This window comes from Caulobacter sp. BK020 (genome assembly GCF_004342605.1).
Lineage (GTDB): Bacteria > Pseudomonadota > Alphaproteobacteria > Caulobacterales > Caulobacteraceae > Caulobacter.
In genome coordinates this window covers 1-22522 of the sequence record NZ_SLZL01000025.1, presented here as the reverse complement: position 1 = coordinate 22522, position 22522 = coordinate 1, and the positions used below count along the sequence as shown (strand labels likewise).

The following is a 22522-nucleotide window of genomic DNA, read 5'->3' as shown; positions in this document are numbered from 1 at the left end:
GCCCTCCGGACCGGCCCTTGGCCGGCCGCAGGATAAACTCCGCCGACTGAGGGGGTCGACGCCTTAGGCGGCCACCTCGTCGTCCTCGTCCTCATCCTCGTCGTCCGGCCAGACCCCCAGCGCCGCGTCACGCAGGCTTTCGGCGCGGTCGGCGATCTCGGCGATGATCTCGTCGCCGATCCCTTGCGCCTCGAGGGCCAGGGCGAGGTGGCCGATCATGTGGTCCAGGTCCTCGTCCTCGGGGCCGCTGTCCGAGAGCCAGGCCAGGGCCGGCGCCAGGCGCGCCTCGTCGTCGTTCCCGAGATCCAGGGCCGCGGCCATGAAGGCCCGGACGCCGGGCGAGATCACCGGCCCGACCAGATGGGTCAGCAGGTCGTCGTCCTGGGCGCGCTGGAAGAAGTCGTCGAGGGCGGCGTTGGCGATCGTCTCGCCGCCGATGCGTTCGTAGGCCATGGGATCCTCGTCGTCGAAGGGTCGCAGGTGAACCGGAACGCGAAGAGGCTATCACGCTCCCCGGCGGGGAGCGTGATGCGGCCATGACAGCTTGGTTTTTGTTTTGTGTAAGCGGAGCCGTTAGGCCGCCTACTTCGCCGCGTCCATCAGGCCGGCGAAGCGTTCGAACAGATAGAGGCTGTCGGTCGGGCCGGGCGAGGCCTCGGGGTGGTGCTGCACGCTGAACACCGGCTTGTCGGTCAGGGCGATGCCGGCGTTGGTGCCGTCGAACAGCGAGACGTGGGTCTCGGTGACGGCCGCGGGCAAGCTGGCGCTGTCGACGGTGAAGCCGTGGTTCATCGAGACGATCTCGACCTTGCCGGTGGTCAGGTCCTTTACAGGGTGGTTGGCCCCATGGTGCCCCTGTTCCATCTTCACCGTCTTGGCGCCGACGGCCAGGGCCAGCATCTGGTGGCCCAGGCAGATGCCGAACACCGGCTTGCCGCTCTCGACCAGTTTCTGGATCTCGGGCACCGCGTAGGCGCCGGTCGCGGCCGGGTCGCCCGGGCCGTTGGACAGCAGGACGCCATCGGGATTGCGGGCCAGGATGTCCTCGGCCGAGGTATTGGCCGGCACCACCGTGGCGCGGGCCCCGACATGGGCCAGGGCGCGCAGGATGTTGCGCTTGACGCCGTAGTCCAGGACCACGACCTCGTACTTGGGCTGGTCCAGCTTGGCGTAGCCTTCCGGCCACGACCACAGGCCCTCGTCCCAGGTGAAGGTCTGGGTGGTCGAGGCGTCCTTGGCCAGGTCCAGGCCTTCCAGTCCGGCCCAGGCCTTGGCCTTGGCGATCAGCGCGGGAAGGTCGAACGCACCGGTCGGCGAGTGGGCGATCACGCCATGCGGCATGCCGGTCTCGCGGATCTTGCGGGTCAAGGCGCGGGTGTCGACGCCGGCTAGGCCGATGACGCCGCGCCGCTGCATCCAGGCGTCGAAGTCGCTGTTGGCCCGCCAGTTGGCCGCGTCCGTCGGAACCTCGCGGAACAGGACGCCGCGGGCGGCCGTCTCGGCCCCGCCGCTCATCTGCTCCAGATCCTCCAGATTGGTCCCCACATTGCCGACGTGCGGGAAGGTGAAGGCGACGATCTGGGCCATGTACGAGGGATCGGTCAGGATCTCCTGGTAGCCGGTCATGGCGGTGTTGAAGCACACCTCGCCGACCGCATCGCCGACCGCGCCGCAGCCGACGCCCTGCAGGACCGTGCCGTCGGCCAGGACCAGAACGCCAGTGACGCCGGGAAGAAGGTCTTGGGACATTCTATAAAGCGCCTCCTGAACGCGTGGCCCGGAACGGGCGGATCATTTTCGCAAAAAGGCGGGCCGGGAGTAACCCCAACCCGCGTCCGGCTACCGCCGGACCCTGCTCGCAAGAAGGCGGTCGGGCTTTTGGCCCGACCGCCGCGCAAACGGCGGCGTGTCTAGGGGGGTATGACGGGGGGGTCAACCCCTCTGATCACGGGAGTCCGAGCGTGGCCCCACATTCCCGTGATCGGCCACCAAGCCCCCTCGCGCTGGCGGCCTCAAAGCCCCTATGCTGGAAGGGTTAAGCGCCACAATCAGCATAAGAACACGGGAGGACGGCCCATGCTCGAACTGCGTCCCAATTGCGAGTGCTGCGATCGCGACCTGCCGCCCGACAGCGCGGACGCGCGGATCTGCACCTTCGAATGCACCTTCTGCGCCGACTGCGTGGAAACGCGATTCTCCGGGATCTGTCCCAACTGCGGCGGCGACTTGTCGGCCCGGCCGATCCGACCGGCCGCGGCCCTGCACCGTTTCCCCGCTTCTCTGAAGCGTGTCTACAAGGCCCATCCGGCCTGCGCCGCCGTACGGCCGCCCCCTCGGGAAAGGCAGCCGCCAGCGTGGGCTTGACGCTGGTCCCAGGGAGCGTCGCTTCGGCGCCACAGCTGGAACAACTTGTCGCGGGGCTGCGTCCGTTGGCGCGATCGACGCGTTAACGCCTTGAGGCTCATGGTCGAGCTTCAAAGGAGTTGGTCGCATGAACCCGCCGGTCGCCCGCATCGCCCCCGCCGCCACGGACTGGCACGGCCTGGTCGAGACCAGCCTGCGCGTGCTGCTGGCGGTGGCGGCGCCGATCAGCGCCGTGATCTTCGTGACACAGAGCTTCTAGATTCGAGCTCGATCCGAAAAACCTATCTTGGCCTTGGGAACGTCGGGTAGCCGACATCGTTTGGGTCGGCATGGGCGGGGGCGCCCTAGCTGTGTTTGTGCCTTTGCATGTCCAATTCCTATGACGACTTCGCCGAAGAGCCGGCCTCGGTCATTTCGGCGAACCTGACCCAGCAGATGCTCCACCTGACCAACCGGTTCGAGGAAGAACGCCTCAAGCTGGAGGAGCGGACATTCCGTAGCGACGAGCTCGAAGGCGGCGGCGAAGACGGCTGAGCGCCGTTCGCTGCGGCTTGGCCTCGGGCGGCGACGCGGCGTATGACCGGCGCGGATCCGGAGAGCTTTCCATGCCCGTCAACACCGTCGGCGTCGACGCCGACGACACCCTTTGGCACAACGAGACCCTCTTTCGCCTGACCCACAAACGGTTCGTCGAGCTGCTGGCCCCCTACGGCGACGAGGCCCAGATCGACGCCAGGCTGGCCGAGACCGAGAAGCGCAACCTGCGGCTCTACGGCTATGGGGCCAAGGGCTTCACCCTGTCGATGATCGAGACGGCGATGGACCTGACCGACAGCCAGGTCAGCATCGGCGTGATCCGCCAGATCCTGGCCGCCGGGCGCGAGATGCTGACCGAACCGGTCGAGCCGCTACCCGGCGTGGAAAAGGCCCTGGCTCAGCTGTCCCAGCGCTATCGCCTGGTGCTGATCACCAAGGGAGACCTGCTGCACCAGGAGCAGAAGCTGGCGGGCTCGGGCCTGGGCGACCTGTTCGCCGCGGTCGAGATCGTCTCGGAGAAGGACGCCGACACCTATCGCCGCGTGTTCGCCCGCCACGGTTCGGGACCGCGGCAGGCGGTGATGGCCGGCAATTCGGTCAAGTCCGACATCATCCCCGCCCTGGACGCCGGCGCCTGGGCCGCCCTGATCCCCTACCCGCTGGTGTGGGCGCACGAAGCGGCGACCGCGCCGAAGGACCACGCGCGCTATGTGGAGCTGGGATCGATTTCGGAACTGCCGGGGTGGGTCGACGGCCTCGCCTAACCCTTCCCCGGAGAAGGTTCAGGGCTGGCGCGCCTCGATCAGGCCGTGACCATAGACGTCGTCGGTCCCCGGCGCGCCCAGGTCCACGGCCTGGGCCGCGAGGCGCGCCACCGCCCGCTGGGCGGCCGCCGGGTCGGGGGCGGCCAGCAGGCCCGCCAGCCGGCCGGCCACCACCGGCGCGGCGTAGGAGGTGCCCCGCACGCTGGCTGGACGCCCGCCGGGCGCGGCGACCTTGACCTCGGCCCCGTAGGCCGCGAAGTCGACGTGGGCAGCGCGTCCGGCCTCGGGCAGCAGCCGGCGCCGGCGGTCGACGCCGGTCACGGCGATCACCCCCGGATAGGACGCCGGATAGAGGGCCGGCGCGGCCGGGCCGTCATTGCCCACCGCCGCCACGATCAGGCAGCCCCGGGCCAGCAGCGCCTTGACCGCCGCCCCCAGCGCGCCGTTCGGCGGCCCCACCAGGCTGATATTGATCACCGGAACCCGAGCTTGGGCCATCCAGGTCAGGGCCCCGACGATGGCCGAGGCCGAGCCGCCGGCCGGTCCCTTGCCGTAGACGTCGGCGACCAGGATCCGGTCGACGCCGGCCGCGGCCAGCAGCGAGGCGGTGGCCGTGCCATGGGCGCTGGGCCGCGCCCCGCCGTCCGCGAAGCCGCGCTGCTCCAGCTGGACGCGGGTGAACACCGGCTGGTCGGCCGCGACGCCGCCGTCCAGCAGTCCGGCGCGTCCTCCGCCGCCCTGGGCGGCGACCGGCCCGGCGGTCGAGGCCGTCAGGGCCGCGCCCAGTCCGGCGTCGGCATAGACGTGGTTGAAGTCGTAGGCGCCGTCGGGATCGAGCTCACGCAGCCGCTTGACCGCCGCCCGGGCGCTCAGGCCCTTGGGCGGGGTCAGGGTCACCAGGGACAGGCCCAGCTCGTCGGACCGCGCCTGCCGGGCCACGGCGAAGCCGGCCGCCGTGATCTTCGCCAGAGCTTCGGGCGTGGGCGAGACGGCCAGCACCTCGCCGCGCACCACCGGCTGGCCCTGGTCGTCCAGTTCCAGCGCCCGGGGATGGGCCCGGACCAGGGCGGCCAACCGGTCCAGGCGCGCCGCGGCCAGGGCGTCGGGGGTCAGGCGGTCGGCGAGGGCGTCGACATCGCGGGTCAGACGGTCGGCCAGCGGCAGTTGCGGCAGCGGCAGTCCCGTCCGGCCGACCACGGACGACGGCGCGGGCAGCAGCTGGGCGTCGGCCGGCGCGCCGCCCAGGATCGCCAGGCCGGTCAGCATCAGGATCAGGGCGTTGCGAAAGCGCATGGCGGGTCGGGGTCTCCCAGTCGAACGGAACGTCACAATGGCCGCATCGCGACGGGCATGAAATAAGTTTAGGCTCAGGGATTAAACGTCCCCGACGAAACGTTTCTTCCATAGGACGAAGGCGAACCTTGGATTTCTTCCAGACGGAGATGCTGACCCTGCTGCCGCGCCTGCGCCGGATGGCGCGGGTTCTGGCCTGGGAACCGGCGGACGCCGACGACCTGACGCAACTGACCGTCGAGCGCGCCCTGCTGCGCCGCGACCAGTGGCGTCCCGGTACGCGATTGGACAGCTGGATGTTTCGGATCATGCGCAACGCCTGGATCGACGAAGCCCGCGCCCGCCAGCGCCAGGGTCGTGTCCTGGCCCCGCCCGAGGCGGGCGCCCTGGCCGCCGATCCCAGCGCGCCCTCGCTGGAGGCGCGACTGGAGGCCTCGGCGGTGGAGCGCGCCCTGGACGCCCTGCCCGAAGACCAGCGCGTCGCGGTGGCGCTAGTGCTGATCGAGGGGCTGTCCTACCAGGAGGCCGCCGAGAGCCTGGAGGTGCCGATCGGCACCCTGACCAGCCGTCTGGCCCGCGGCCGCGCCACATTGCAGACTGCGTTGATCGACCAAGGAGCCCAGCCATGACCGTTCCTGACGAAGAGGTCTTCGCCTTTGTCGACGGCGAGCTGCCCCCGGAAGACATGGCGCGCATCGAGGCGGCCATGGCGACAGACCCGCAGCTGGCCCTGCGGGTCGAGACCCAGCGCGCGCTGCGCCGGCTGCTGTCGGGCGCCCATGCCGGGGTCATGCGCGAGACGCCGCCCGAGGCCCTGAGCGCGGCGGTCGCGGCCAGGCCGCAACCCGCGCCTCGGCCGGCCGAGGTGATCGCTTTCCCCGGGGCCAAGAACAAGGGCAAGGCCAGGGAGAAGGCCAAGTCGCGCGAGCCAAGGCTGCCGAAGCCGCCCGGCGCGGCGGGACGGGGCGTTCCCGCCTGGATCGGCCTGGCCGCCTGCCTGGTCGCCGGCCTGGTGGTCGGCCGCCTGGCCGCGCCGCCGCCCGTGACCCTCAGCGGGGGGGATGATCCCGCCCCGATAGCCGCCGGCCCCCTGGCCCAGGCCCTGAACACTCAGAGCGCGGGCCAGGCCGCCGGCCCAGTGCAGGTCAAGCTGTCGTTCAAGACCGCGTCGGGCGTCTATTGCCGGACCTTCCAGGCCTCGGGCCGTTCGCCGATCGCCGGCCTGGCCTGTCGGGATCCGGACGCCTGGCGCGTGCGGGCGGTCAGCCCGGCCGGTCCCGGCCCGACCGGCGATTACCGCATGGCCGGCTCGGAGACGCCCGCGGCCATCCTGGCCACGGTCGACGCCATGATCGCCGGAGCGCCGCTGGACGCGGCCGGCGAGGCCAAGGCCCGGGCCGCGGGCTGGAAGCCGGCCCCTGACGCCGAAAAGGGAGGCGCCGCCCCCCGGTAGGACCGGAGGGCGGCGGGTCCGGACCCGCGCAGGGGGGAATGCGGGGTGGGCCCGGACCGGCTCGCGCCGAGGGACGGACGTCCGTCCTAGACCTTCATGTCCAGGAGGGCGCCCGCCATCTCGTCGGCGGTCTTGATGACGACGGCGTTGGCCTTGAAATCGGTCTTGGCCGAGACCTGCTCGACGGCCTCGTGGGCCAGGTCGACCTTCTGCTCGGCCTGGCTCTGCTCCAGGCCCCAGGCGGCGGTGCGCTGGCCGCTGGCGCTGAGTCGGTCGGCCGCGGCGAACATGCCGGCGGCGGCGGTGTTGAGGACCTGCACGCCCATCTCCCTGGTTGCCGGGCCAATGTCGGGCGCATCGGTTAATCCGCCTTAAGCAAAGACGGTGAAGTTATTCGGTTAACCGCTGTTTCCCGGGGACGAAGCCTAGACGCTGATATTGACCAGCGTTCCGGTCAGCTCACCGGTCACCTGGGCCAGGGCCGCGCCGGCCGATGCGGTCATCTTGGCGTTGGTCTGGGCCACGGCCAACTGCGTAAGATCGACCGGAGGGGCGCTCTGCGCTGGAACGGTCGGCCGCGGGAGATTGGCGCTGGAACGGACGGCGGAGATCTGCACGGCGTCTTCCTTCGAGGTCGCCGTGCAGCCTCGTCGCGAACCCTTAAGCGCGCTTGACCAAAGACGGTAAATGCCGCCGACATTGAGATAACGCGTTATTTCGACACCGTTTTTCCGCGAAGATTACAAAACGTTCAGGTCGCCAAATCTCGACAAGCCGGCGCTGTCTGGCCAAGGTTCGCGCTCGCGCGGGCCCGGCCCGTATTTGGAGCCTGCCTTGATGCCGTTCTCCCGTCGCGCCGCCCTCGCCGGCGTCGCCCTGCTGTTGACCGCCCAGCCCGCCCTCGCCGCGACCACCAAGTCCAAACCCGCCGCGACCAAGGCCGCCGGCTTCACGCCGTCAGCCGACGCCATCAAGGCCCATATGACCTTCCTGGCCGACGACCTGCTGGAAGGGCGCGAAGCCGGCACGCGAGGCTACGACATCGCCGCCCAGTACGTGGCCTCGCAATATGCGCTGATGCACGTCAAGCCGGCGGGCGACGACGGCTCGTACCTGCAGCAGGTGCCCCTGACGGCCTTCCGGCCGGCCAACGAGGGCGGGGTTTCCTACACCAGCGCGGACGGCAAGTCGGGCGCCCTGGTGTTCGGCGAGGACTACCTGCCCTCGGCCCAGGCCCGCCAGGCCGAGACCTCGATCACCGCGCCGCTGGTCTTCGTGGGCTACGGCATGGTCGCCCCGGAACGCGGCCGCGACGACTATGCGGGCCTGGACGTGAAGGGCAAGATCGTCGTCGTTCTCAGCGGCGCCCCCAGCGGCCTGCAGACCGAGATCCGCGCCCACTACAGCAACGCCAACGTCAAGCGGGCCGAAGCCGCCAGGCGTGGCGCGGTCGGCGTGCTGACCCTGCCGACCACCAGCTACGAAAAGCGCCGTCCGTTCGCGCGCGGCGTCGGCGGCTACCAGGAATGGAAGATGACCTGGAACGACGCCCAAGGCGTGCCCTATGTGCGCGGCGCCGAGGCGCCGGGCCTGGCCAGCCTGAGCCTGAAGGGCGGGGCCAAGCTGTTCGCCGGCGCGCCCACCAGCCTGGACGAGGCGCTGGCCGCGGCCGAGACCCCGGAGGGCCTGGTCAAGGGCTTCGCCCTGCCCGCCAACGTCACCATCCAGCTGAAGACCGAGATCGAGAAGCGCCAGAGCAGCAACGTCGTCGGGCTGATCGAAGGCTCGGACCCGAAGTTGAAGGCGCAGACCATCGTCCTTTCCGCCCACCTCGACCACCTGGGCGTCCACGGAAAGGACGCCGACAAGATCAACAACGGCGCCCTGGACAACGCCTCGGGCGTGGCCACCTTGCTGGAGGTCGCCCGCGGCTTCAAGGAGGCCCGGACCAAGCCTAGGCGCTCGATCGTGCTGCTGGTGGTCACGGCCGAGGAGAAGGGCTTGATCGGCTCGGAATACTTCGCCCACAACCCGACCGTGCCCAAGGCCGGCATCGCCGCCGACGTCAATCTGGACATGCCGATCCTGCTGTACGACTTCCAGGACGTGATCGCCTTCGGGGCCAATCGTTCGTCGATCGGTCCGGCCGTGGCCCGGGCCGCCGGCCGCGTCGGCATCGGCCTGTCGCCCGATCCGCTGCCGGACGAGGGCCTGTTCACCCGCTCGGACCACTACCGCTTCGTCGAACAGGGCGTGCCGTCAGTGTTCCTGATGACCGGCTTCAAGAACGGCGGCGAGAAGGGTTTCAAGGACTTCCTGGCCACCCACTACCACAAGCCCAACGACGACCTGAACCAGCCGATCAACTACCAAGCCGGGGCCCGCTTCGCCCTGGTCAACTACGAGATCGCCCGCGAACTGGCCGACGCCCCGGCGCGCCCCAGCTGGAACAAGGGCGACTTCTTCGGGACGCTGTTCGGGAAGAAATAGGCGCGATGCTTGAGAGGTTGGGGACAGGCGCGCCATCCCCTTCTTGACCCCGCCCCCGCCCGGCGCGATCTAGGCGGCTGCGATCGGCCGGAGACAGGGCGCGTGATCAGTGTTGGAAACCTGCTGAGGATCGGCCTGGTCGTGCCCGCGATCATGGTGGCCGACGTCCTGGTGGCCCAACACATGTTTCCCGGCTTTCGGCCCGGCGCCCAGTTCATCAGCGAGCTGGGCGGCCCCAAGGCCCCCAATCCGCAGATCTTCAACATCGGCATGATCCTGGCCGGCCTGGCCGGCGTCGCGGCCGGGGCGGGCTTCGCCCAGGCCCTGGAGCACGCCGGCGGCCGCCGCCAGGTCTCGGCCTTCGCGGGGCTCTGGGTGGCGATGACCGGCCTGGGCGCCCTGTTCGCCGGCCTGTTCCACTGGCCCGACCCGATGCACCGCGCCTGCGGCGTGGGCTTGGCCATCCAGTTCGCCCCCCTGTTCACCGCCTGGGCCCTGTGGGGCAAGCCGGCGCACCGACGGCTGGCGCGCTTCTCGCTGGGCTGGTTCTTCTTCCTGCTGCTGGTCCTGGCGCTGCTGACCGGGGTGTGGAACGTGCGCACCGGCAACGACGTCGGCTTCTGGCAGCGCGGCCACGCGGCCCTGGGCCTGCTGTGGCTGGCCATCGCCGCCTTCTGCCTGGACCGCCACTGGCGGGGGCGCGACGCGCCGACCGCTTCAGGAGACGGCGATTCCGCCGACCCCGACTACGCCCCCGCCGCCTCGTAGGTGACGATCAGGTCGTCCGAGGCCAGGGCGTCGCCCTTCAGCGCGTTGACCAGATCGGCGAGCGGCGTCTTCTCGTCGAACGGCAGCCGCTCGACCAGGGCGAAGATCTGGAAATGATAGTGGTGCACGCCGTGGCCGACCGGCGGACGCGGGCCGAACCAGCCGACCGAGCCGTTGTCGTTCACGCCCTGGGTGGCGCCGCCGATCAGGCCGAGGCTGGTCTCGCCCGGCAGACCCTCGGGCAGGCTGGTGGCCTCGCCGGGGATGTTCCAGATCAGCCAGTGCACGAAGGGGCGCTCGCGGGGCGCGTCCGGATCCTCGACGATAATCGCATAGGCCCCGGCCCCCACGACCGGCGTCCAGACCAGGGGCGGCGAAAGGTTGTCGTGATAGGCGCTGTGGCGGTCGGCCAGGCGGCCGTCGCGGTCCGTGGCCGTCGTGGTCAGGACCAGGGTGTCCTCGCCGAACGGCTGGACCTTCAGCATGGTGATCGCCGCACCGGAATGGTCGGGAGTATGGGCGTGGGGCATGGGAGCTCTCCTGTCGTTCAGGAGAAACCCCCGTCGGCTACGGGCGGTTCACGGCCAGGCTAACGCCAGGCGTAGTTGAAACTGATGCTGATCCGCTGTTCCTCGGCCTGGTTGGGCGTCACCTCGTGGCGCAGCCAGCTTTCCCACATCAGGATCGTCCCCGGCTCCGGCTGGACGTAGACGAACGGCTGCAGGCCTTCGGGCGCGTCGTCCCGCCGAGTGGGCGCGGCCATCATCATCGGCAGGCGCGGATCCTCGAACTTCAATGCCGAGGCGCCCGGCGGGATGGTCACATAGACCGTGCCGGAGATCACGCTGTGCGGGTGGATGTGGCCGCTGTGCGAGCCGCCCGGCTCGAGGATGTTGATCCAGAAGCTGTCCATGACCAGCTTGCCGCCGGCGAGGTCGAAATGCAGGTCTCGGGCGAAGGCCGCCGCGTGCCGGTCGAGCTTCTTCTTCAGGTCGGCGAACAGGCTGTCGCGCTGAGGCAGGTCGTCCAGCGAGGCGTAGGAGGTATAGCCCAGATAGCCCTTCTTCTCGGCCCAAGCCTGGCCGGCCTCGTCGTCCTCGGCGACGGCGATGCAGGCGTCGTGCAGATCGTCGATGAAGGCCTCGAAGCCCGTCTCTCCGGTGAGGCTGGCTTCGTAGAGCGGCGTGACGAAGAGCGGGCGAGTGGTCATGGGCGGGTCATACAGCCCCTCGTGATTGACGACAAATGGCGGTTGGAACATAGTCGGAACATGGCCGACGGCGATCACACCCTGAAGATCAATGCAGCGCTCGCCGAGCGGATGAAGGCTGTGTCTGACGATCTCGGCAAGAGCTTGGACGAATACGCCACACAGCTTCTAGACGCGTTCACAGGCCTTGATCCACGCAAGCACGATGAAGCCTATTGGGAAGAGGTTCAGCGCATCTGCGACGAGACTGAACGTGACGGCGGGATTCCCTGGGAACAGGCACAGGCCAGGCTGCGAAACTTCGGCCAGAAGCGCTAATCCGTGCATCGTATTGAGCTTTCCAGGCTTGCATGGATCGATCTCGATCGCTTGGAAGCCTGGCTTGTAGACAACGGCGCGCCATACGCTTCTGATCTGGGAGACACGCTGGATGACGCCATTGAGAGTCTGCGGGATTTTCCCACGCGGGGCCGTCACTCCGGTTTCGGCGAGTTGCGCGAACTGATCGTGCCATTCCGCACCTGGAGTTACGTCATCACCTATTCCGTAACTGTCAGCAGCGTGATCATCGCGCGCATTCACCACGGCCTGGAAGATCGCTGAACCCACCAGACTCGCCTATATCTCCCCCGTGACCGACGCGACCACCGACACCCCCGCCGCCAGCGCCCTGAAGGGCGCCGCCCTGATCAAGGACGAGGTCTCGCGCCTGCCCGACGCGCCCGGCGTCTACCGGATGATCGGTGAGAACGAGGAAGTGCTCTACGTCGGCAAGGCCAAGAGCCTGAAGAAGCGGGTGATCCAGTACGCCCAGGGCCGCTTCCACACCAACCGCATCGCCCACATGGTCGACGCCACGCGGTCGATGGAGTTCGTCACCACCCGCACCGAAGCCGACGCCCTGCTGCTCGAGATCAACCTGATCAAGTCGCTGAAGCCGCGCTTCAACGTGCTGCTGCGCGACGACAAGAGCTTCCCCGAGATCATGATCCGTCGCGATCACGACGCGCCGCAGCTGCGCAAGCACCGCGGGGCCCACACGATCAGGGGCGACTATTTCGGGCCGTTCGCCAGCGCCGGGGCGGTGAACCGCACGCTCAACACCCTGCAGAAGGCCTTCCTGCTGCGCTCGTGCAGCGACAGCGTCTACGAAACCCGCTCGCGGCCCTGCATGCTGCACCAGATCAAGCGCTGCGCGGCCCCCTGCACCGGCCTGATCGGCAAGGACGACTACCAGGCGCTGGTCGATCAGGCCGAGGCTTTCTTGAGAGGGAAGTCCCGCGCGGTCATGGCGCTGATCGCCCAACAGATGGAAGCGGCGGCCGAGGACCTGGAGTTCGAGCGCGCCGCCCGCCTGCGCGACCGGATCCGCGCCCTGGCCGCCGTGGCCCAGGAGAGCCAGATCAATCCGGAGACCGTGGAGGAGGCCGACGTCGTGGCCCTGCACGTCGAGGGCGGCCAAGCCTGCGTGCAGGTGTTCTTCTTCCGGGCCGGCCAGAACTGGGGCAACCGCGCCTACTTCCCCCGGACCGCCGGCAACGCCGAAGAGGAGGACGAGGGCGTCACCGAGGAACAGCGGATCCTGACCGCCTTCCTGGGCCAGTTCTACGACGACAAGCCGATCCCGCGCCTGATCCTGACCAATCTGGAGCCGGCCGACCGCGACCTGCTGGCCGAGGCCTTCTGCCTGAAGAGCGGCCGCAAGGTCGAGATCAGCACGCCCAAGCGCGGCGAGAAGGCCGACCTGGTCGGCCACGCCCTGACCAACGCCAAGGAGGCGCTGGGGCGCAAGATGGCGGAAGGCTCGGCCCAGACCAAGCTGCTGGCCGGAGTCTGCGAGGCGTTCGGGCTGGAGGCCCCGCCCGAGCGGATCGAGGTCTACGACAACAGCCACATCCAGGGCACGAACGCCGTGGGCGGCATGATCGTGGCCGGGCCGGAAGGCTTCATGAAGGGCCAGTACCGCAAGTTCAACATTCGCTCGACCGAGCTGACGCCGGGCGACGACTACGGGATGATGAAGGAGGTGCTGCGCCGCCGCTTCGCCCGCCTGGTCAAGGAAGAGGAGGAGGGCGACAGCTCCGCCCGCCCCGACCTGGTGCTGGTCGACGGCGGCAAGGGCCAGCTGGACGCGGCGCTGGAGGTGATGGCCGACCTGGGCGTCGACGACATCGCCATCGTCGGCGTGGCCAAGGGCCCGGACCGCGACGCCGGGCTGGAGCGGTTCTTCCTGCCAGGCGCGGTCCCGTTCATGCTCGAGCCCAAGTCGCCGGTGCTCTACTACCTGCAGCGGCTGCGCGACGAGGCCCACCGGTTCGCGATCGGGGCGCACCGCACCCGCCGCTCGATGGACCTGAAGAAAAACCCGCTCGACGAGATCGAGGGCGTGGGCCCAGGCCGCAAGAAGGCCCTGCTGCACGCCTTCGGCTCGGCCAAGGGCGTGGCCCGGGCCGGGGTCGAGGACCTGATGAAGGTCGATGGCGTCAGCCAGCCGCTAGCCGAGCGGATCCACGCCTTCTTCCGCAGGAGCTGAGAAAAGGGGGCCCTGCCATTTACTTCCCAGGCGTGCAGCCGCAACAGTGCAATCCTGAGACGGCGCGGTTCTCCGTCCAGGCTTGCCGAGTGCGCCATGGTAGCGTCCCCCCAAAACACGTCCGGCCAGGCCTCGCCAACCGAGAGTCCCGACCCGGTCGCCCTGATCAACGCCTGGCTGGCGGTCGAGGCGCTGCAGCCCCAGACCTTCGCGACGCAGGAAGACCTGCTGGGACGCGAGCCGCCGCCCGCCAAGCGCCGGGTCAAGGGGCGGCGCGACGCGCCGTTGCCCCGGGCCCTGTTTCCCTTCGACCTGTCCAGCGGCCAGATGCCCTGGGATGGTTCCGAGGGCGACCGCCAGCAGTTGGCGATGTCCGAAGACGACCGCCTGGTCTGGTACGTGCCGCTGGGGTTCGTGAAAATGGAGCCGGCCGTCGAACGGCTGGTGACAGAGGTCCAGCCCCAGGGGCCCGAACGCGAACGCGGCGCGGGGGTGGCGGTGCTGGCCCTGGCGGCCTTCGACGAGGCAGGCCGGGCGCTTCCGTCCAACCTGCTGCTGTCCAGCTTCGGCTGGGCCTGCGGACGCGTGCTGGCCGGCGACATTGACCACCTGCACGCCTTTGTCGACCTTGAGGACGATCTGCGCCACCAGCTGGGACAGGCGCTGGTCCAGCTGGACCTGGACGGACGCAAGATCGCCACGTCCCGGCAACGGTTCCTCGAAGGCATGGCCGCGATCATGGCCGCCCTCGAACTGCCGGCCGACCTGCTGGAGCGGCCGCGGGTGGCGATCCGCGTGTTCGGCGAGGCCGACAACGATCCGGTCGAGATCATCAACAGCTTCTATCTGCGCGACCTGCACCGCGTGCGCACGGCGCTTCAGACGGGCGGCGGCGGCGCGACCCTGTCCGCTTATCTGGGCCAGGCGCAGCCGGCTGAGCGGCAGGACGTCCTGGCCGACAAGGCGGTGCTGGAAAGCCTGGTCGCGCCGGCCCTGACGCCGGGCGCGCGGTGGCCCGCGCCTCGTCCAGCCCGGCTGGTCACCCTGCAGCAGGCGGCGGTCAACGCCGCGATTCGCGACCTGGCCGATGGCGGCCTGCTGTCGATCAACGGGCCGCCGGGCACCGGCAAGACCACCCTGCTGCGCGACGTGATCGCCGCAGTGCTGGAAGCGCGCGCCGACGCCCTGGTCGCGCTCGACGATCCCGCCTCGGCCTTCTCGCCGGTCGATCTGGTCGCCGAGAGCGGCCACAAGCGCACGCTCTATCGCCCGCCGGCGGCCCTGGCCGGTCACGGCGTCGTCGTGGCCTCGTCCAACAACGCCGCCGTCCGCAACGTCAGCGCCGAGCTTCCTCTGGCCGGCGCCGTCGACGATCCGGCGGCGATCCGCTACTTCGCCGGCGCCGCGCGGGCGGCCCAGGGCGGCGGCGCCGACTGCTGGGGCCTGGTTGCGGCGGTGCTGGGCAATCGCAGGAACCGCTCCGAGTTCGTCGAAAGCGCCTGGTGGGATCCCGACTGGGGCCTGGAAAAGTATCTCGCGGCCGCCAACGGGCGGGTCGAGGCCGAGCCGCCGGCCATCGTCGCCGCCGAAGCGCCGCCGCGTACACGCGCCGAAGCCCGGGAGCGCTGGCGGCGAGCCCAGATGGACTATCGCCAGCACAAATCCGCCGTCGCCCGGCTGCTGGCCGGACGCGAGCAGATGCGCCTGGCGCTGACGACCGCCGCCGCGACCCAGCAGGCCGTAGAGGACGCCCTCGCCGCGGACGCCGCCGCCCAGGCCGACGGGCGGGCGGCGGAACAGACCCGGGAGGCCGCCACCCGGGCCCTGGCGCGCGCTGAGGAAGCTCTGGTCGACGCCCGTCGGCTGCACGATGGCGGCGCGGCCCTGCGCCCCGGCTTTGTCGCGCGGCTCCTCGGCCAGGACTCGGCGTGGCGGCAGGCCCAGGCCCGCGTCCAGGCGCTGCTGGAGCGGGCGATGGCGGACGTGGCGGCGGCGCGCGCCGAGCAGGACGCCGCCGAACGGCGGGCGGCCGAGGCCGCGGCCAGGGCGGCTCTCGCCCAGGCGGCGCGGACCCAGGCTATGGAGCATAGCGCGGCGCTTCGGCGGCGCGAAGCCGAGGGCCAGGCCCTCTACGGCGACCAGATCGGCCCCGCCTTCTGGGAAAGCGGTCACGCGGCGATCCATACGGCCAGCCCTTGGGCCGACGCGGCGCTGATCGAGGCCCGCGATCAGCTGTTCGCCGCGGCCATGGCCCTGCACCGCGCCTTCCTCGACGCCGCCGCCCGCCCGATGAAGTCGAACCTGGGCCTGATGATGGACCATCTGAAGGGCAAGCGCCTGCCGTCCGGGGCCGCCGCCCACCTCGACGCCCTGTGGGACAGCTTCTTCCTGGTCGTGCCCGTGGTCTCGACCACCTTCGCCTCCTTCGACCGGCTGATGGACAGCCTGGGCGAGGCCTCGGTGGGCTGGCTGATCGTCGACGAGGCCGGCCAGGCCACGCCGCAGGCCGCCGCCGGCGCCCTGTGGCGGGCGCGGCGCGCGCTGATCATCGGCGACCCGCTGCAGATCGAGCCGGTCTCGACCGTTCCCGCCGGCCTGGTGCGATCGATCTTCGACAGCCGGGGCGCCCATCCGGACCTCTGGGCCGCGCCACGGGCCTCGGTCCAGACCCTGGCCGACGCCGCCAGTCCTTTGATCGCCGCCGTCGGCTGGGGCGCCGACGCCCGGCGGATCGGCTTGCCCCTGCTGGTGCACCGCCGCTGCCAGGAGCCGATGTTCTCGATCTCCAACACGATCGCCTACGACGGCCTGATGGTCCACGCAACCACGCCTTCGCCCTCGCCCATCCGCGAGGCCCTGGCCGGAATCGCGCCGGCCAGTTGCTGGCTGGACGTCGCCTCCAGCTCGGCCAAGTGGAGCCCGCAGGAGGGCCAGGTCGTGCTGGACCTGCTGCACCGGCTGGCGGACCAGGGCCTGTGCGATCCCGACCTCTACCTGATCGCCCCTTTCCGCGAGGTCGCCGATACTCTGCGGACCCTGGTCCTGCGCAGCGGCGTGCTCGACCGTTTGGGCGTCCCCTCCAAGCAGCACCCGCGCTGGGGCGAGACCCACGTCGGCACGGTCCACACCTTCCAGGGCAAGGAGGCCGAGGCCGTGATCCTGGTGCTCGGGGCCAGCGCCGACGCCAGCCGGGGATCGCGCAACTGGGCGGGCGGCGCGCCCAACATCCTCAATGTGGCGGTGACCCGGGCCAAGAAGGCGCTGTACATCGTCGGCCGCCACGAGGCCTGGCGCACCGCCGGCGTGTTCGCCAGCGCGGCCGCGGCCCTGCCCGTGGTGTCGATCGCGCCGACGACGGGCTACTCCCGCGCCGACAGTTCCAGCCAGTCGAACTCCTCCTCCAGCGCCCGATAGGCGTCGTCGCCGATCTCGCCGCGCCGGCGCAGATCGGCGATGGCCTCGCGCGACACCGCCACCACCCGCCGCCGCAGGGCGTTCTCGGCGGAGTCGCGGGCGTCGGCGCCCTTCCTAGTCTGCTGCAGGGCCGCGCCATATTCCCGGCGCAGGGCTTCGGCGGCCTGGGAGGTGTCGCCGTCCAGCTCGGCCAGCGCCGCCTTCAGCGCCTTGGCCCTGGCCAGTTTCAGCTCCTTGCGCACCGGATCGTCGTCGGGTGGGCGCAGCACCCTGATCAAGGGTTTCAGGGTCAGGCCCTGGACCACCAGCGTGCCGATCACCACCGTGAAGGCGGTCAACTGGATGAAGTCGCGATAGGGAAAGCCTCCGGGCAGGGCCAGGGCGGCGGCCAGGGTGACCATGCCGCGCATGCCGCACCAGGCCACCAGCAGCCCGCCCCTCGCCGTCGGCGCGGCCATGCTGGACCGCGCCAGGTGGACGCCGAACCAGTGGTTCTTCAGCCGGACGCCGGTGTTGTAGCTCATCACCCAGGCCAGGCGGATGGCGATGACCGCCGCCAGCACCACCCCGGCCGCGCGGAGGTAGTCGAGCCGGTCGTGGGGCGACAGCGCCTCCAGGATCGGTCGGATCTGCAGGCCGATCAGGGTGAAGGCCAGCACGTTCAGCACCACCGTCACCGATTCCCAGACCGCGAAGGACGGGACGCGCAGCCGCGCCGACAGCTGTGCGCCCGGGCGCCAGGCGATGGTCACGCCGTAGACGACGATGGTCACCACCCCCGACAGGCCCAGCCGCTCGGCCAGGAGCCACACCCCGAAGGTCGTGACGAACTGGACGATCACCGAACTGGGCACGTCGGTGATGCGGTGGAAAAACAGGCCGGTTAGCCGCGCCAGGCCGTAACCGGCCGCCACGCTGCCCACCGCCACCAAAGCCAGGGTCGGGGCGGCGTGGGCCAGGCTGAAGCCGCCGCCGACCGCGCCCACCGCCAGCCGGTAGATCAGCAGGGCCGAGGCGTCGTTGAGCAGGCTCTCGCCCTCCAGGATCTTCAGCACCCGATGCGGCGGCCGCACGTCGCGCAGCACGACCAGGGCGGCCACGGCGTCAGGCGGGGCGACGATGGCCCCCAGGGCGACGGCAGCCGGCCAGGGCATGTCGGGAAACAGCAGTCGCGCCACCCAGGCCACGCCCACGGTGGTCAGGCCCACGGCGACCAGAACCAGCGACGACACCGGCCGCCAGTTGTCCTTCAGATCCCGCAGCGAGGAGTCGTAGGCCGCGTCCAGCAGCACCGGGGCGATGAACAGGGCCAGGATCAGCTCCGGCTCCAGCGTCAGCCGGGGCGCGCCCGGGACCAGGGCCACAGCCGCCCCGCCCAAGGCCAGCAGGGCCGGATACGGCGCGCCGATCCGCCGGGCCAGGGCCGCCAGCAGCACCGCGCCCAGCAGCAGGGCCAGGATCCATTCGAAGATCAGCATGTCTCCAGACCTCCGCCTCGCCGTTCGGCGTAGCAGAGCCGGCCGCTTGTCGGCAACGGTTCGCCAGCCGCCCTTCAGGCGGAAAGGCTCAGGCTCACTCCACCGCGAACGCCAGCCCCGCCGTCTCCCGCAGCCGCTCCACCAGCTTGCCGCGCAAGGCCGCGCCCGGGGTCCAGACCCCGCCGGCCAGGTCGGGCGTGTCGATCAGGCACAGGGCCGTCTCGGCGATCATCTTGCTGGTCGAGCCGTAGCCGGGGTCCTTGTCGCCCTTAACGCCGGCCCGGGCCTGACGACCGTCCGGGGCGAGGGCGACGAACAGCAGGTCGTAGAAGCCCGCCTCGCGCTCGGCCAGGCTGGGCCCCTCGCCCGGCTTGGGACCGCCTTCGGCGCCCATGGCGGCGTTACCGGCGGCCACGGCCTTGGCGGCCGCTTCGCCGGCCTCGCCCGGGCCGGTCAGGAACATCTCGTCATAGACGAAGTCGGCGCCGTAGGGCTGGCCCATCAGCCAGTTGGAGCGGTGGACGTTGCGGGTGTTGATCGCCGCCATCACGAACGGGGCGGTCCAGGCGTTCAGGTCGTCGTCGTAGGCCACGGCCGCGCCGTGCGGCTGCCTGGGGCCGGCGAAGTCGGGGGTTAGGGCGAAGGGGTCCTTCAGGTACTCCAGCACCTGGGGGTCGCGGGCGGCCGCCGCGAGGGTGGCCTTCAGGCTGGCCGCCGTACCGCCCGAGAACGTGCCGCGCATGGCCCGCACCCGGCCCTTGACCCGCGTGGCGGGCGCGCCGAACCGATTGGCCGCCTCCTGCTGCACGAACCAGACGCCCAGCTCGAACGGGATGGAGTCGAAGCCGCACGAGAACAGGATCCGCGCCCCGCTGGCCTTGGCCGCCGCCTCGTAGGCGTCGATCATCTGGCGCATCCAGGCCGGCTCGCCGCACAGGTCCAGATAGTCGGTTCCGGCCTTGGCGCAGGCGGCCACCAGGTCGGAGCCGTAGAGCTGGTAGGGGCCGACGGTCGTCAGGACCGCCTTGGTCCGCGCGACCATGGCCCCCAGCGAGGCGGGGTCGTCGGCGTCGGCGACGATCAGCGGCGTCGAGGCGGCCCCGATCTCGTCGCGGACAGCGGCCAGCTTGGCCTCGCTCCGGCCCGACATGGCCCAGCGAAGGTCCGGATGACGTCGGGCGAAGTGCTCGGCCACCAGCCGGCCGGTGAAGCCGCTGGCGCCGTGGACGACGACGTCGAATTCGGCGTTGGGGTTCATCGGGTCGCCTCCCAGGATCTTATCGTTGGACGGCAGAGTGGCGCGGACCGGCGGCCGAGGCAAACGGGCGTTTGCGGATCCGGGTCAGCGCGCGGTTCTCGGCTTCAATCCCAGCAGGCCCAGGAAGCTCAAGCCCGCCGCCACCGCCAGGTAGACGCCCACCGGCGCCAGACCGCCCTTGTCGGCCAGGGCCTGGGCGATCATCGGAGCCAGGCCGCCGCCCAGGATGCCGCCGAGATTGAAGGCCGCCGAGGCGCCGGTGTAGCGGACGCGGGCCGGGAACAGGTCGGGCAGGAGAGCGCCCAGCGGGCCATAGACGAAGCCCATGACCAGCAGGCCCAGCGACAGGAAGGCGAAGATCGGCAACAGGGCGCCGGCTCCCATCATCACCGGCAGCAGGGCGCCCACGGCCACGGTCATCGCGCAGCCGGCCATCAGCACCCGGCGCGGATTGGCCGCGTCCGACCAGTAGCCGGCGGCGACGATGCCGGCGGCCATGAACAGGATCGCCCCCAGCTGCACGCCCAGCATGGCCGTGCGGCCGTAGCCGAGGATGTTCACGCCGTAACCCAGGGCGAAGGCGGTCATCAGGTAGTAGACGGCGAAGCAGCAGATGGTGGCCAGCGTGCCGCACAGGGTGGCCTTCCAGTGGTCGCGCAGCAGCTCGCCCAGCGGCACGGCCGGCGGGGCCTCGTGGGCGATGGCGGCGGCGAAGTCAGGCGTCTCGGTCAGCTTCAGCCGCACCCACAGGCCCACCGCCACCAGGGCCGCGCTGCCCAGGAACGGCAGACGCCATCCCCAGGCCTGGAACTGCTCCGGCGTCAGGATCACGCCCAGCGCCAGGAACAGCCCGTTGGCGGCGATGAAGCCGACCGGCGCGCCCAGCTGCGGGAACATGCCGAACCGGGCCTTCCAGCCCGGCGGCGCGTTCTCCACCGCCAGCAGCGCCGCCCCACCCCACTCGCCGCCCAGGCCGAAGCCCTGGCCGAACCGCAGCAGGCACAGCAGGGTCGGGGCCAGCCAGCCGGCCATGGCGTAGGTCGGCAGGAAGGCGATGGCCAGGGTCGAGCCGCCCATCAGCATCAGCGAGGCCACCAGGGTGGACTTGCGCCCGATCCGGTCGCCGAAATGGCCGAACACCGCCGCGCCCAGCGGCCGGGCCAGGAACGCCACGCCCAGGCTGGCGTACGAGGCCATCAGCTGCATCGAAGCCGACTTGGAGGGAAAGAACAGCGGCCCGAACACCAGCGAGGCGGCGGTGGCGTAGATGTAGAAGTCGTAGAACTCGACCGCCGTGCCGACCAGGCTGGCGGTCAGCACGCGACGGCGGGAATTGGTCGCGGTCGGTTCGGTGGTGGTGCTGGCCATAACGCCCTCGAAACTGCGCCATTGCCTTGGCCGGCCGCCCATGCGCCGTCAACCTCCCGGAAGGAGAAATAACCCACAACAAGCGGGAGCGCGGCGGAAAAGACCGCTTCACCTTACTGGAAGCTGCGATATGAGGTGAGATCTTCCACCACCGAACATTCTCAATCGCCCAGCAAACGTACCTTGTCGACGAGCTCAGGCACGGCCTGCACGGCGGCCCAGAAACGCCGGTCGGCGGTGACCACCTGACTGTGTTCGCGCACGGCCAAAGCCAGATACAGGCAATCATAGACCGGATGACCCAGACGCCACGCCAGGGCGGCGGCGGCGGACAGGTCGTCTTCGATCGGGACCGAGGTCACCGGCGCGTTGAACAGCTCCGACAGCCGTTCGTCCGCCTCGCCAGCGCTGAGTTCCCCACTCAGGCTGCGCCTCCAAAGCGCGTTGGCGGCTTCAAGAAGCCAGAGGGACGGGGCGATCAGATCTTCGTCGAGCAGGGCGTCGGCGGCGGCCTGGCCAGGCTCGGCCAGCACCCATTTCAATGCAACCGAAGCATCGACGACCAGCGTCACCGGCTGTCGCGATCCAAGCGGATCAGGTCGGCCGATTCGCCGACGATACGGCCCTGGGTCTTTTCGCGCAGGACCGCGGCCCGCTCCCGAAACGCGGATCGCCCCGCTTTCAGGGTCGCCTCGAGGATCAGGCGATGCTCGGCCTCGGCGCTGCGGCCGTTCGCGGCGGCGCGACGCTTCAACGCTTCGACGACGTCGCGGGGAACTTCTCTGACCAGGAGCTGAGCCATCCGAACATGATATCAGTTGATATCACGCCTAACAATCGCCCCCCATAGCCCTTCGCCGCTTTCATGCGTTAGAACCGGCGCCATGAAAGCCCTGCCCAACATCCTGACCTCCGCGCGCCTGATCATCGCGCTGTTCATGTTCGTGGCCCTGGCCGCGGCGGCTGGCGGCGTGCCGTGGCTGAGCGACCAGCTGAGCGTGGACCAGCAGATGTCGCTACAGCGCTGGGCGTTCCGGGCCTTTGTGATCGCCGCGGTGACCGACTTCTTCGACGGCTGGCTGGCGCGCAAGCTGGACGCGGTCAGCGTCTGGGGCGCGATCCTCGATCCGATCGGCGACAAGATCCTGGTCTGCGGCGCCCTGCTGGGCCTGATGGCCCTGGGCCCCAATCCGCTGGTGATCCTGCCGTCGGGTCTGATCCTGTTCCGGGAATTCGCCGTCAGCGCCCTGCGCGAGGTGGGGGCCGGCAGGGGCGTCAAGCTGCCCGTCACCCTGCTGGCCAAGTGGAAGACCACCCTGCAGCTGGTGGCGATCGGAGCCGAGATGATCCTGGCCTCCTGGTCGGCCTTCCACCTGCCGACCGCGTCGTCGGTGGTGACCCCGGCCACCTACGCGACCCACGGCCTGCTGTGGCTGGCCGCCGTGGTGACGCTGATCACCGGGGCGCAGTACTGGGAAGCGGCGCGCAAGGCGCTGGTCTAGAGCCTGTTGAGATTAGGCGGCGTAGCCTGAGTTTCTGAGATAGTTGGCGCATTCTTCTGGTGGGAAGGCGTTGAGGAGCAAGCCGGTGGC

General features: G+C 70.2%; 25 protein-coding genes. 13 read left to right on the top strand and 12 right to left on the bottom strand.

Going from position 1 to position 22522, the window contains the following annotated elements:
• Positions 1-63 precede the first annotated feature (63 nt).
• Positions 64-453, bottom strand: a complete 390-nt coding sequence (locus EV278_RS21570) for a hypothetical protein (protein ID WP_132095923.1) — start codon at positions 451-453, stop codon at positions 64-66.
• A 129-nt stretch (positions 454-582) separates the two neighbouring features.
• A complete protein-coding gene (gene carA / locus EV278_RS21565) occupies positions 583-1749 on the bottom strand; it encodes a glutamine-hydrolyzing carbamoyl-phosphate synthase small subunit (RefSeq protein WP_132095921.1) in 1167 nt (388 codons plus the stop codon).
• A gap of 327 nt (positions 1750-2076) precedes the next feature.
• Here carA and EV278_RS21560 point away from each other — a divergent pair, with 327 nt between their 5' ends.
• The 4 genes from EV278_RS21560 (at position 2077) to EV278_RS21555 (ending at position 3665) form a co-directional block, all read left to right on the top strand.
• Positions 2077-2364, top strand: a complete 288-nt coding sequence (locus EV278_RS21560; protein WP_132095919.1) for a DUF1272 domain-containing protein — start codon at positions 2077-2079, stop codon at positions 2362-2364.
• Between the two features lie 127 nt (positions 2365-2491).
• Positions 2492-2623, top strand: a complete 132-nt coding sequence (locus EV278_RS24660; protein ID WP_279389385.1) for a hypothetical protein — start codon at positions 2492-2494, stop codon at positions 2621-2623.
• A 107-nt stretch (positions 2624-2730) separates the two neighbouring features.
• Positions 2731-2898, top strand: coding sequence for a hypothetical protein (locus EV278_RS24120; protein ID WP_165916739.1), 168 nt, complete (start codon positions 2731-2733; stop codon positions 2896-2898).
• Positions 2899-2969: 71 nt separating this feature from the next.
• On the top strand, positions 2970-3665 hold the full coding sequence (locus EV278_RS21555) for an HAD family hydrolase (RefSeq protein ID WP_132095917.1): 696 nt from the start codon (positions 2970-2972) through the stop codon (positions 3663-3665).
• Between the two features lie 18 nt (positions 3666-3683).
• Here EV278_RS21555 and EV278_RS21550 read toward each other — a convergent pair whose 3' ends face one another.
• Complete coding sequence (locus tag EV278_RS21550; protein WP_132095915.1) at positions 3684-4958, bottom strand: S8 family serine peptidase; 1275 nt, start codon at positions 4956-4958, stop codon at positions 3684-3686.
• 128 nt (positions 4959-5086) lie between these two features.
• Here EV278_RS21550 and EV278_RS21545 point away from each other — a divergent pair, with 128 nt between their 5' ends.
• Together EV278_RS21545 and EV278_RS21540 are read left to right on the top strand one after the other, a co-directional pair.
• A complete protein-coding gene (locus tag EV278_RS21545; RefSeq protein WP_207905543.1) occupies positions 5087-5587 on the top strand; it encodes a sigma-70 family RNA polymerase sigma factor in 501 nt (166 codons plus the stop codon).
• Complete coding sequence (locus EV278_RS21540; protein ID WP_132095914.1) at positions 5584-6411, top strand: anti-sigma factor; 828 nt, start codon at positions 5584-5586, stop codon at positions 6409-6411. Before EV278_RS21545 ends, EV278_RS21540 begins: the two co-directional genes overlap by 4 nt.
• 86 nt (positions 6412-6497) lie before the next feature.
• Here EV278_RS21540 and EV278_RS21535 read toward each other — a convergent pair whose 3' ends face one another.
• Positions 6498-6737: a flagellar basal body rod C-terminal domain-containing protein gene (locus EV278_RS21535; RefSeq protein ID WP_132095912.1), complete on the bottom strand. Its 240-nt coding sequence runs from the start codon at positions 6735-6737 to the stop codon at positions 6498-6500.
• 99 nt (positions 6738-6836) lie between these two features.
• On the bottom strand, positions 6837-7028 hold the full coding sequence (locus tag EV278_RS21530; RefSeq protein WP_132095910.1) for a hypothetical protein: 192 nt from the start codon (positions 7026-7028) through the stop codon (positions 6837-6839).
• Positions 7029-7248: 220 nt separating this feature from the next.
• On the opposite strand from EV278_RS21530, the gene EV278_RS21525 reads away from it, so the two are divergent.
• Both EV278_RS21525 and EV278_RS21520 read left to right on the top strand, forming a co-directional pair.
• On the top strand, positions 7249-8901 hold the full coding sequence (locus EV278_RS21525) for a M28 family metallopeptidase (protein ID WP_132095908.1): 1653 nt from the start codon (positions 7249-7251) through the stop codon (positions 8899-8901).
• A gap of 102 nt (positions 8902-9003) precedes the next feature.
• Positions 9004-9669, top strand: a complete 666-nt coding sequence (locus tag EV278_RS21520; protein WP_243692292.1) for a DUF998 domain-containing protein — start codon at positions 9004-9006, stop codon at positions 9667-9669.
• On the opposite strand, the gene EV278_RS21515 is transcribed toward EV278_RS21520, so the two are convergent.
• Together EV278_RS21515 and EV278_RS21510 are read right to left on the bottom strand one after the other, a co-directional pair.
• Positions 9648-10199 (bottom strand): YbhB/YbcL family Raf kinase inhibitor-like protein, encoded by a 552-nt coding sequence (locus EV278_RS21515; protein ID WP_132095906.1) that lies wholly within the window; start codon positions 10197-10199, stop codon positions 9648-9650. The two genes, EV278_RS21520 and EV278_RS21515, sit on opposite strands and share 22 nt — an antisense overlap.
• 59 nt (positions 10200-10258) lie before the next feature.
• Positions 10259-10879: a TIGR02466 family protein gene (locus tag EV278_RS21510; RefSeq protein WP_132095904.1), complete on the bottom strand. Its 621-nt coding sequence runs from the start codon at positions 10877-10879 to the stop codon at positions 10259-10261.
• Positions 10880-10939: 60 nt separating this feature from the next.
• On the opposite strand from EV278_RS21510, the gene EV278_RS21505 reads away from it, so the two are divergent.
• The 4 genes from EV278_RS21505 (at position 10940) to EV278_RS21490 (ending at position 16826) form a co-directional block, all read left to right on the top strand.
• Positions 10940-11197, top strand: coding sequence for an antitoxin (locus tag EV278_RS21505; RefSeq protein ID WP_132095902.1), 258 nt, complete (start codon positions 10940-10942; stop codon positions 11195-11197).
• Between the two features lie 3 nt (positions 11198-11200).
• Positions 11201-11482, top strand: a complete 282-nt coding sequence (locus tag EV278_RS21500) for a type II toxin-antitoxin system RelE/ParE family toxin (RefSeq protein ID WP_132095900.1) — start codon at positions 11201-11203, stop codon at positions 11480-11482.
• A gap of 19 nt (positions 11483-11501) precedes the next feature.
• Positions 11502-13412, top strand: coding sequence for an excinuclease ABC subunit UvrC (uvrC, locus tag EV278_RS21495; protein WP_243692294.1), 1911 nt, complete (start codon positions 11502-11504; stop codon positions 13410-13412).
• Positions 13413-13508: 96 nt separating this feature from the next.
• Positions 13509-16826, top strand: coding sequence for an AAA domain-containing protein (locus EV278_RS21490; RefSeq protein ID WP_132095896.1), 3318 nt, complete (start codon positions 13509-13511; stop codon positions 16824-16826).
• On the opposite strand, the gene EV278_RS21485 is transcribed toward EV278_RS21490, so the two are convergent.
• The 5 genes from EV278_RS21485 to EV278_RS21465 form a co-directional block, all read right to left on the bottom strand.
• Positions 16772-18304: a sodium:proton antiporter gene (locus EV278_RS21485; protein ID WP_132095894.1), complete on the bottom strand. Its 1533-nt coding sequence runs from the start codon at positions 18302-18304 to the stop codon at positions 16772-16774. The genes EV278_RS21490 and EV278_RS21485 overlap by 55 nt on opposite strands.
• A gap of 94 nt (positions 18305-18398) precedes the next feature.
• Entirely contained in the window at positions 18399-19562 is a 1164-nt protein-coding gene (locus EV278_RS21480) for a saccharopine dehydrogenase NADP-binding domain-containing protein (RefSeq protein WP_132095892.1), read from the bottom strand.
• Positions 19563-19646: 84 nt separating this feature from the next.
• Complete coding sequence (locus EV278_RS21475) at positions 19647-20930, bottom strand: MFS transporter (RefSeq protein WP_132095890.1); 1284 nt, start codon at positions 20928-20930, stop codon at positions 19647-19649.
• Positions 20931-21091: 161 nt separating this feature from the next.
• Positions 21092-21502 carry a type II toxin-antitoxin system VapC family toxin gene (locus EV278_RS21470; RefSeq protein ID WP_165916738.1) on the bottom strand — a complete coding sequence of 137 codons (411 nt, stop codon included), beginning with the start codon at positions 21500-21502 and terminating at the stop codon, positions 21092-21094.
• Positions 21499-21732, bottom strand: coding sequence for a hypothetical protein (locus tag EV278_RS21465; protein WP_132095887.1), 234 nt, complete (start codon positions 21730-21732; stop codon positions 21499-21501). Before EV278_RS21465 ends, EV278_RS21470 begins: the two co-directional genes overlap by 4 nt.
• An 82-nt stretch (positions 21733-21814) precedes the next feature.
• Here EV278_RS21465 and pgsA point away from each other — a divergent pair, with 82 nt between their 5' ends.
• Complete coding sequence (gene pgsA, locus EV278_RS21460; protein ID WP_132095885.1) at positions 21815-22432, top strand: CDP-diacylglycerol--glycerol-3-phosphate 3-phosphatidyltransferase; 618 nt, start codon at positions 21815-21817, stop codon at positions 22430-22432.
• Positions 22433-22522 lie beyond the last annotated feature (90 nt).

Excerpts from the sequence above, each read along its gene's own strand:
- EV278_RS21570 (WP_132095923.1), bottom strand. The coding sequence starts at position 453 with ATGGCCTACGAACGCATCGGCGGCGAGACGATCGCCAACGCCGCCCTC.
- carA (WP_132095921.1), bottom strand. The coding sequence starts at position 1,749 with ATGTCCCAAGACCTTCTTCCCGGCGTCACTGGCGTTCTGGTCCTGGCC.
- EV278_RS21560 (WP_132095919.1), top strand. The coding sequence starts at position 2,077 with ATGCTCGAACTGCGTCCCAATTGCGAGTGCTGCGATCGCGACCTGCCG.
- EV278_RS24660 (WP_279389385.1), top strand. The coding sequence starts at position 2,492 with ATGAACCCGCCGGTCGCCCGCATCGCCCCCGCCGCCACGGACTGGCAC.
- EV278_RS24120 (WP_165916739.1), top strand. The coding sequence starts at position 2,731 with ATGTCCAATTCCTATGACGACTTCGCCGAAGAGCCGGCCTCGGTCATT.
- EV278_RS21555 (WP_132095917.1), top strand. The coding sequence starts at position 2,970 with ATGCCCGTCAACACCGTCGGCGTCGACGCCGACGACACCCTTTGGCAC.
- EV278_RS21550 (WP_132095915.1), bottom strand. The coding sequence starts at position 4,958 with ATGCGCTTTCGCAACGCCCTGATCCTGATGCTGACCGGCCTGGCGATC.
- EV278_RS21540 (WP_132095914.1), top strand. The coding sequence starts at position 5,584 with ATGACCGTTCCTGACGAAGAGGTCTTCGCCTTTGTCGACGGCGAGCTG.
- EV278_RS21535 (WP_132095912.1), bottom strand. The coding sequence starts at position 6,737 with ATGGGCGTGCAGGTCCTCAACACCGCCGCCGCCGGCATGTTCGCCGCG.
- EV278_RS21525 (WP_132095908.1), top strand. The coding sequence starts at position 7,249 with ATGCCGTTCTCCCGTCGCGCCGCCCTCGCCGGCGTCGCCCTGCTGTTG.
- EV278_RS21515 (WP_132095906.1), bottom strand. The coding sequence starts at position 10,199 with ATGCCCCACGCCCATACTCCCGACCATTCCGGTGCGGCGATCACCATG.
- EV278_RS21510 (WP_132095904.1), bottom strand. The coding sequence starts at position 10,879 with ATGACCACTCGCCCGCTCTTCGTCACGCCGCTCTACGAAGCCAGCCTC.
- EV278_RS21505 (WP_132095902.1), top strand. The coding sequence starts at position 10,940 with ATGGCCGACGGCGATCACACCCTGAAGATCAATGCAGCGCTCGCCGAG.
- EV278_RS21490 (WP_132095896.1), top strand. The coding sequence starts at position 13,509 with ATGGTAGCGTCCCCCCAAAACACGTCCGGCCAGGCCTCGCCAACCGAG.
- EV278_RS21485 (WP_132095894.1), bottom strand. The coding sequence starts at position 18,304 with ATGCTGATCTTCGAATGGATCCTGGCCCTGCTGCTGGGCGCGGTGCTG.
- EV278_RS21480 (WP_132095892.1), bottom strand. The coding sequence starts at position 19,562 with ATGAACCCCAACGCCGAATTCGACGTCGTCGTCCACGGCGCCAGCGGC.
- EV278_RS21475 (WP_132095890.1), bottom strand. The coding sequence starts at position 20,930 with ATGGCCAGCACCACCACCGAACCGACCGCGACCAATTCCCGCCGTCGC.
- EV278_RS21465 (WP_132095887.1), bottom strand. The coding sequence starts at position 21,732 with ATGGCTCAGCTCCTGGTCAGAGAAGTTCCCCGCGACGTCGTCGAAGCG.
- pgsA (WP_132095885.1), top strand. The coding sequence starts at position 21,815 with ATGAAAGCCCTGCCCAACATCCTGACCTCCGCGCGCCTGATCATCGCG.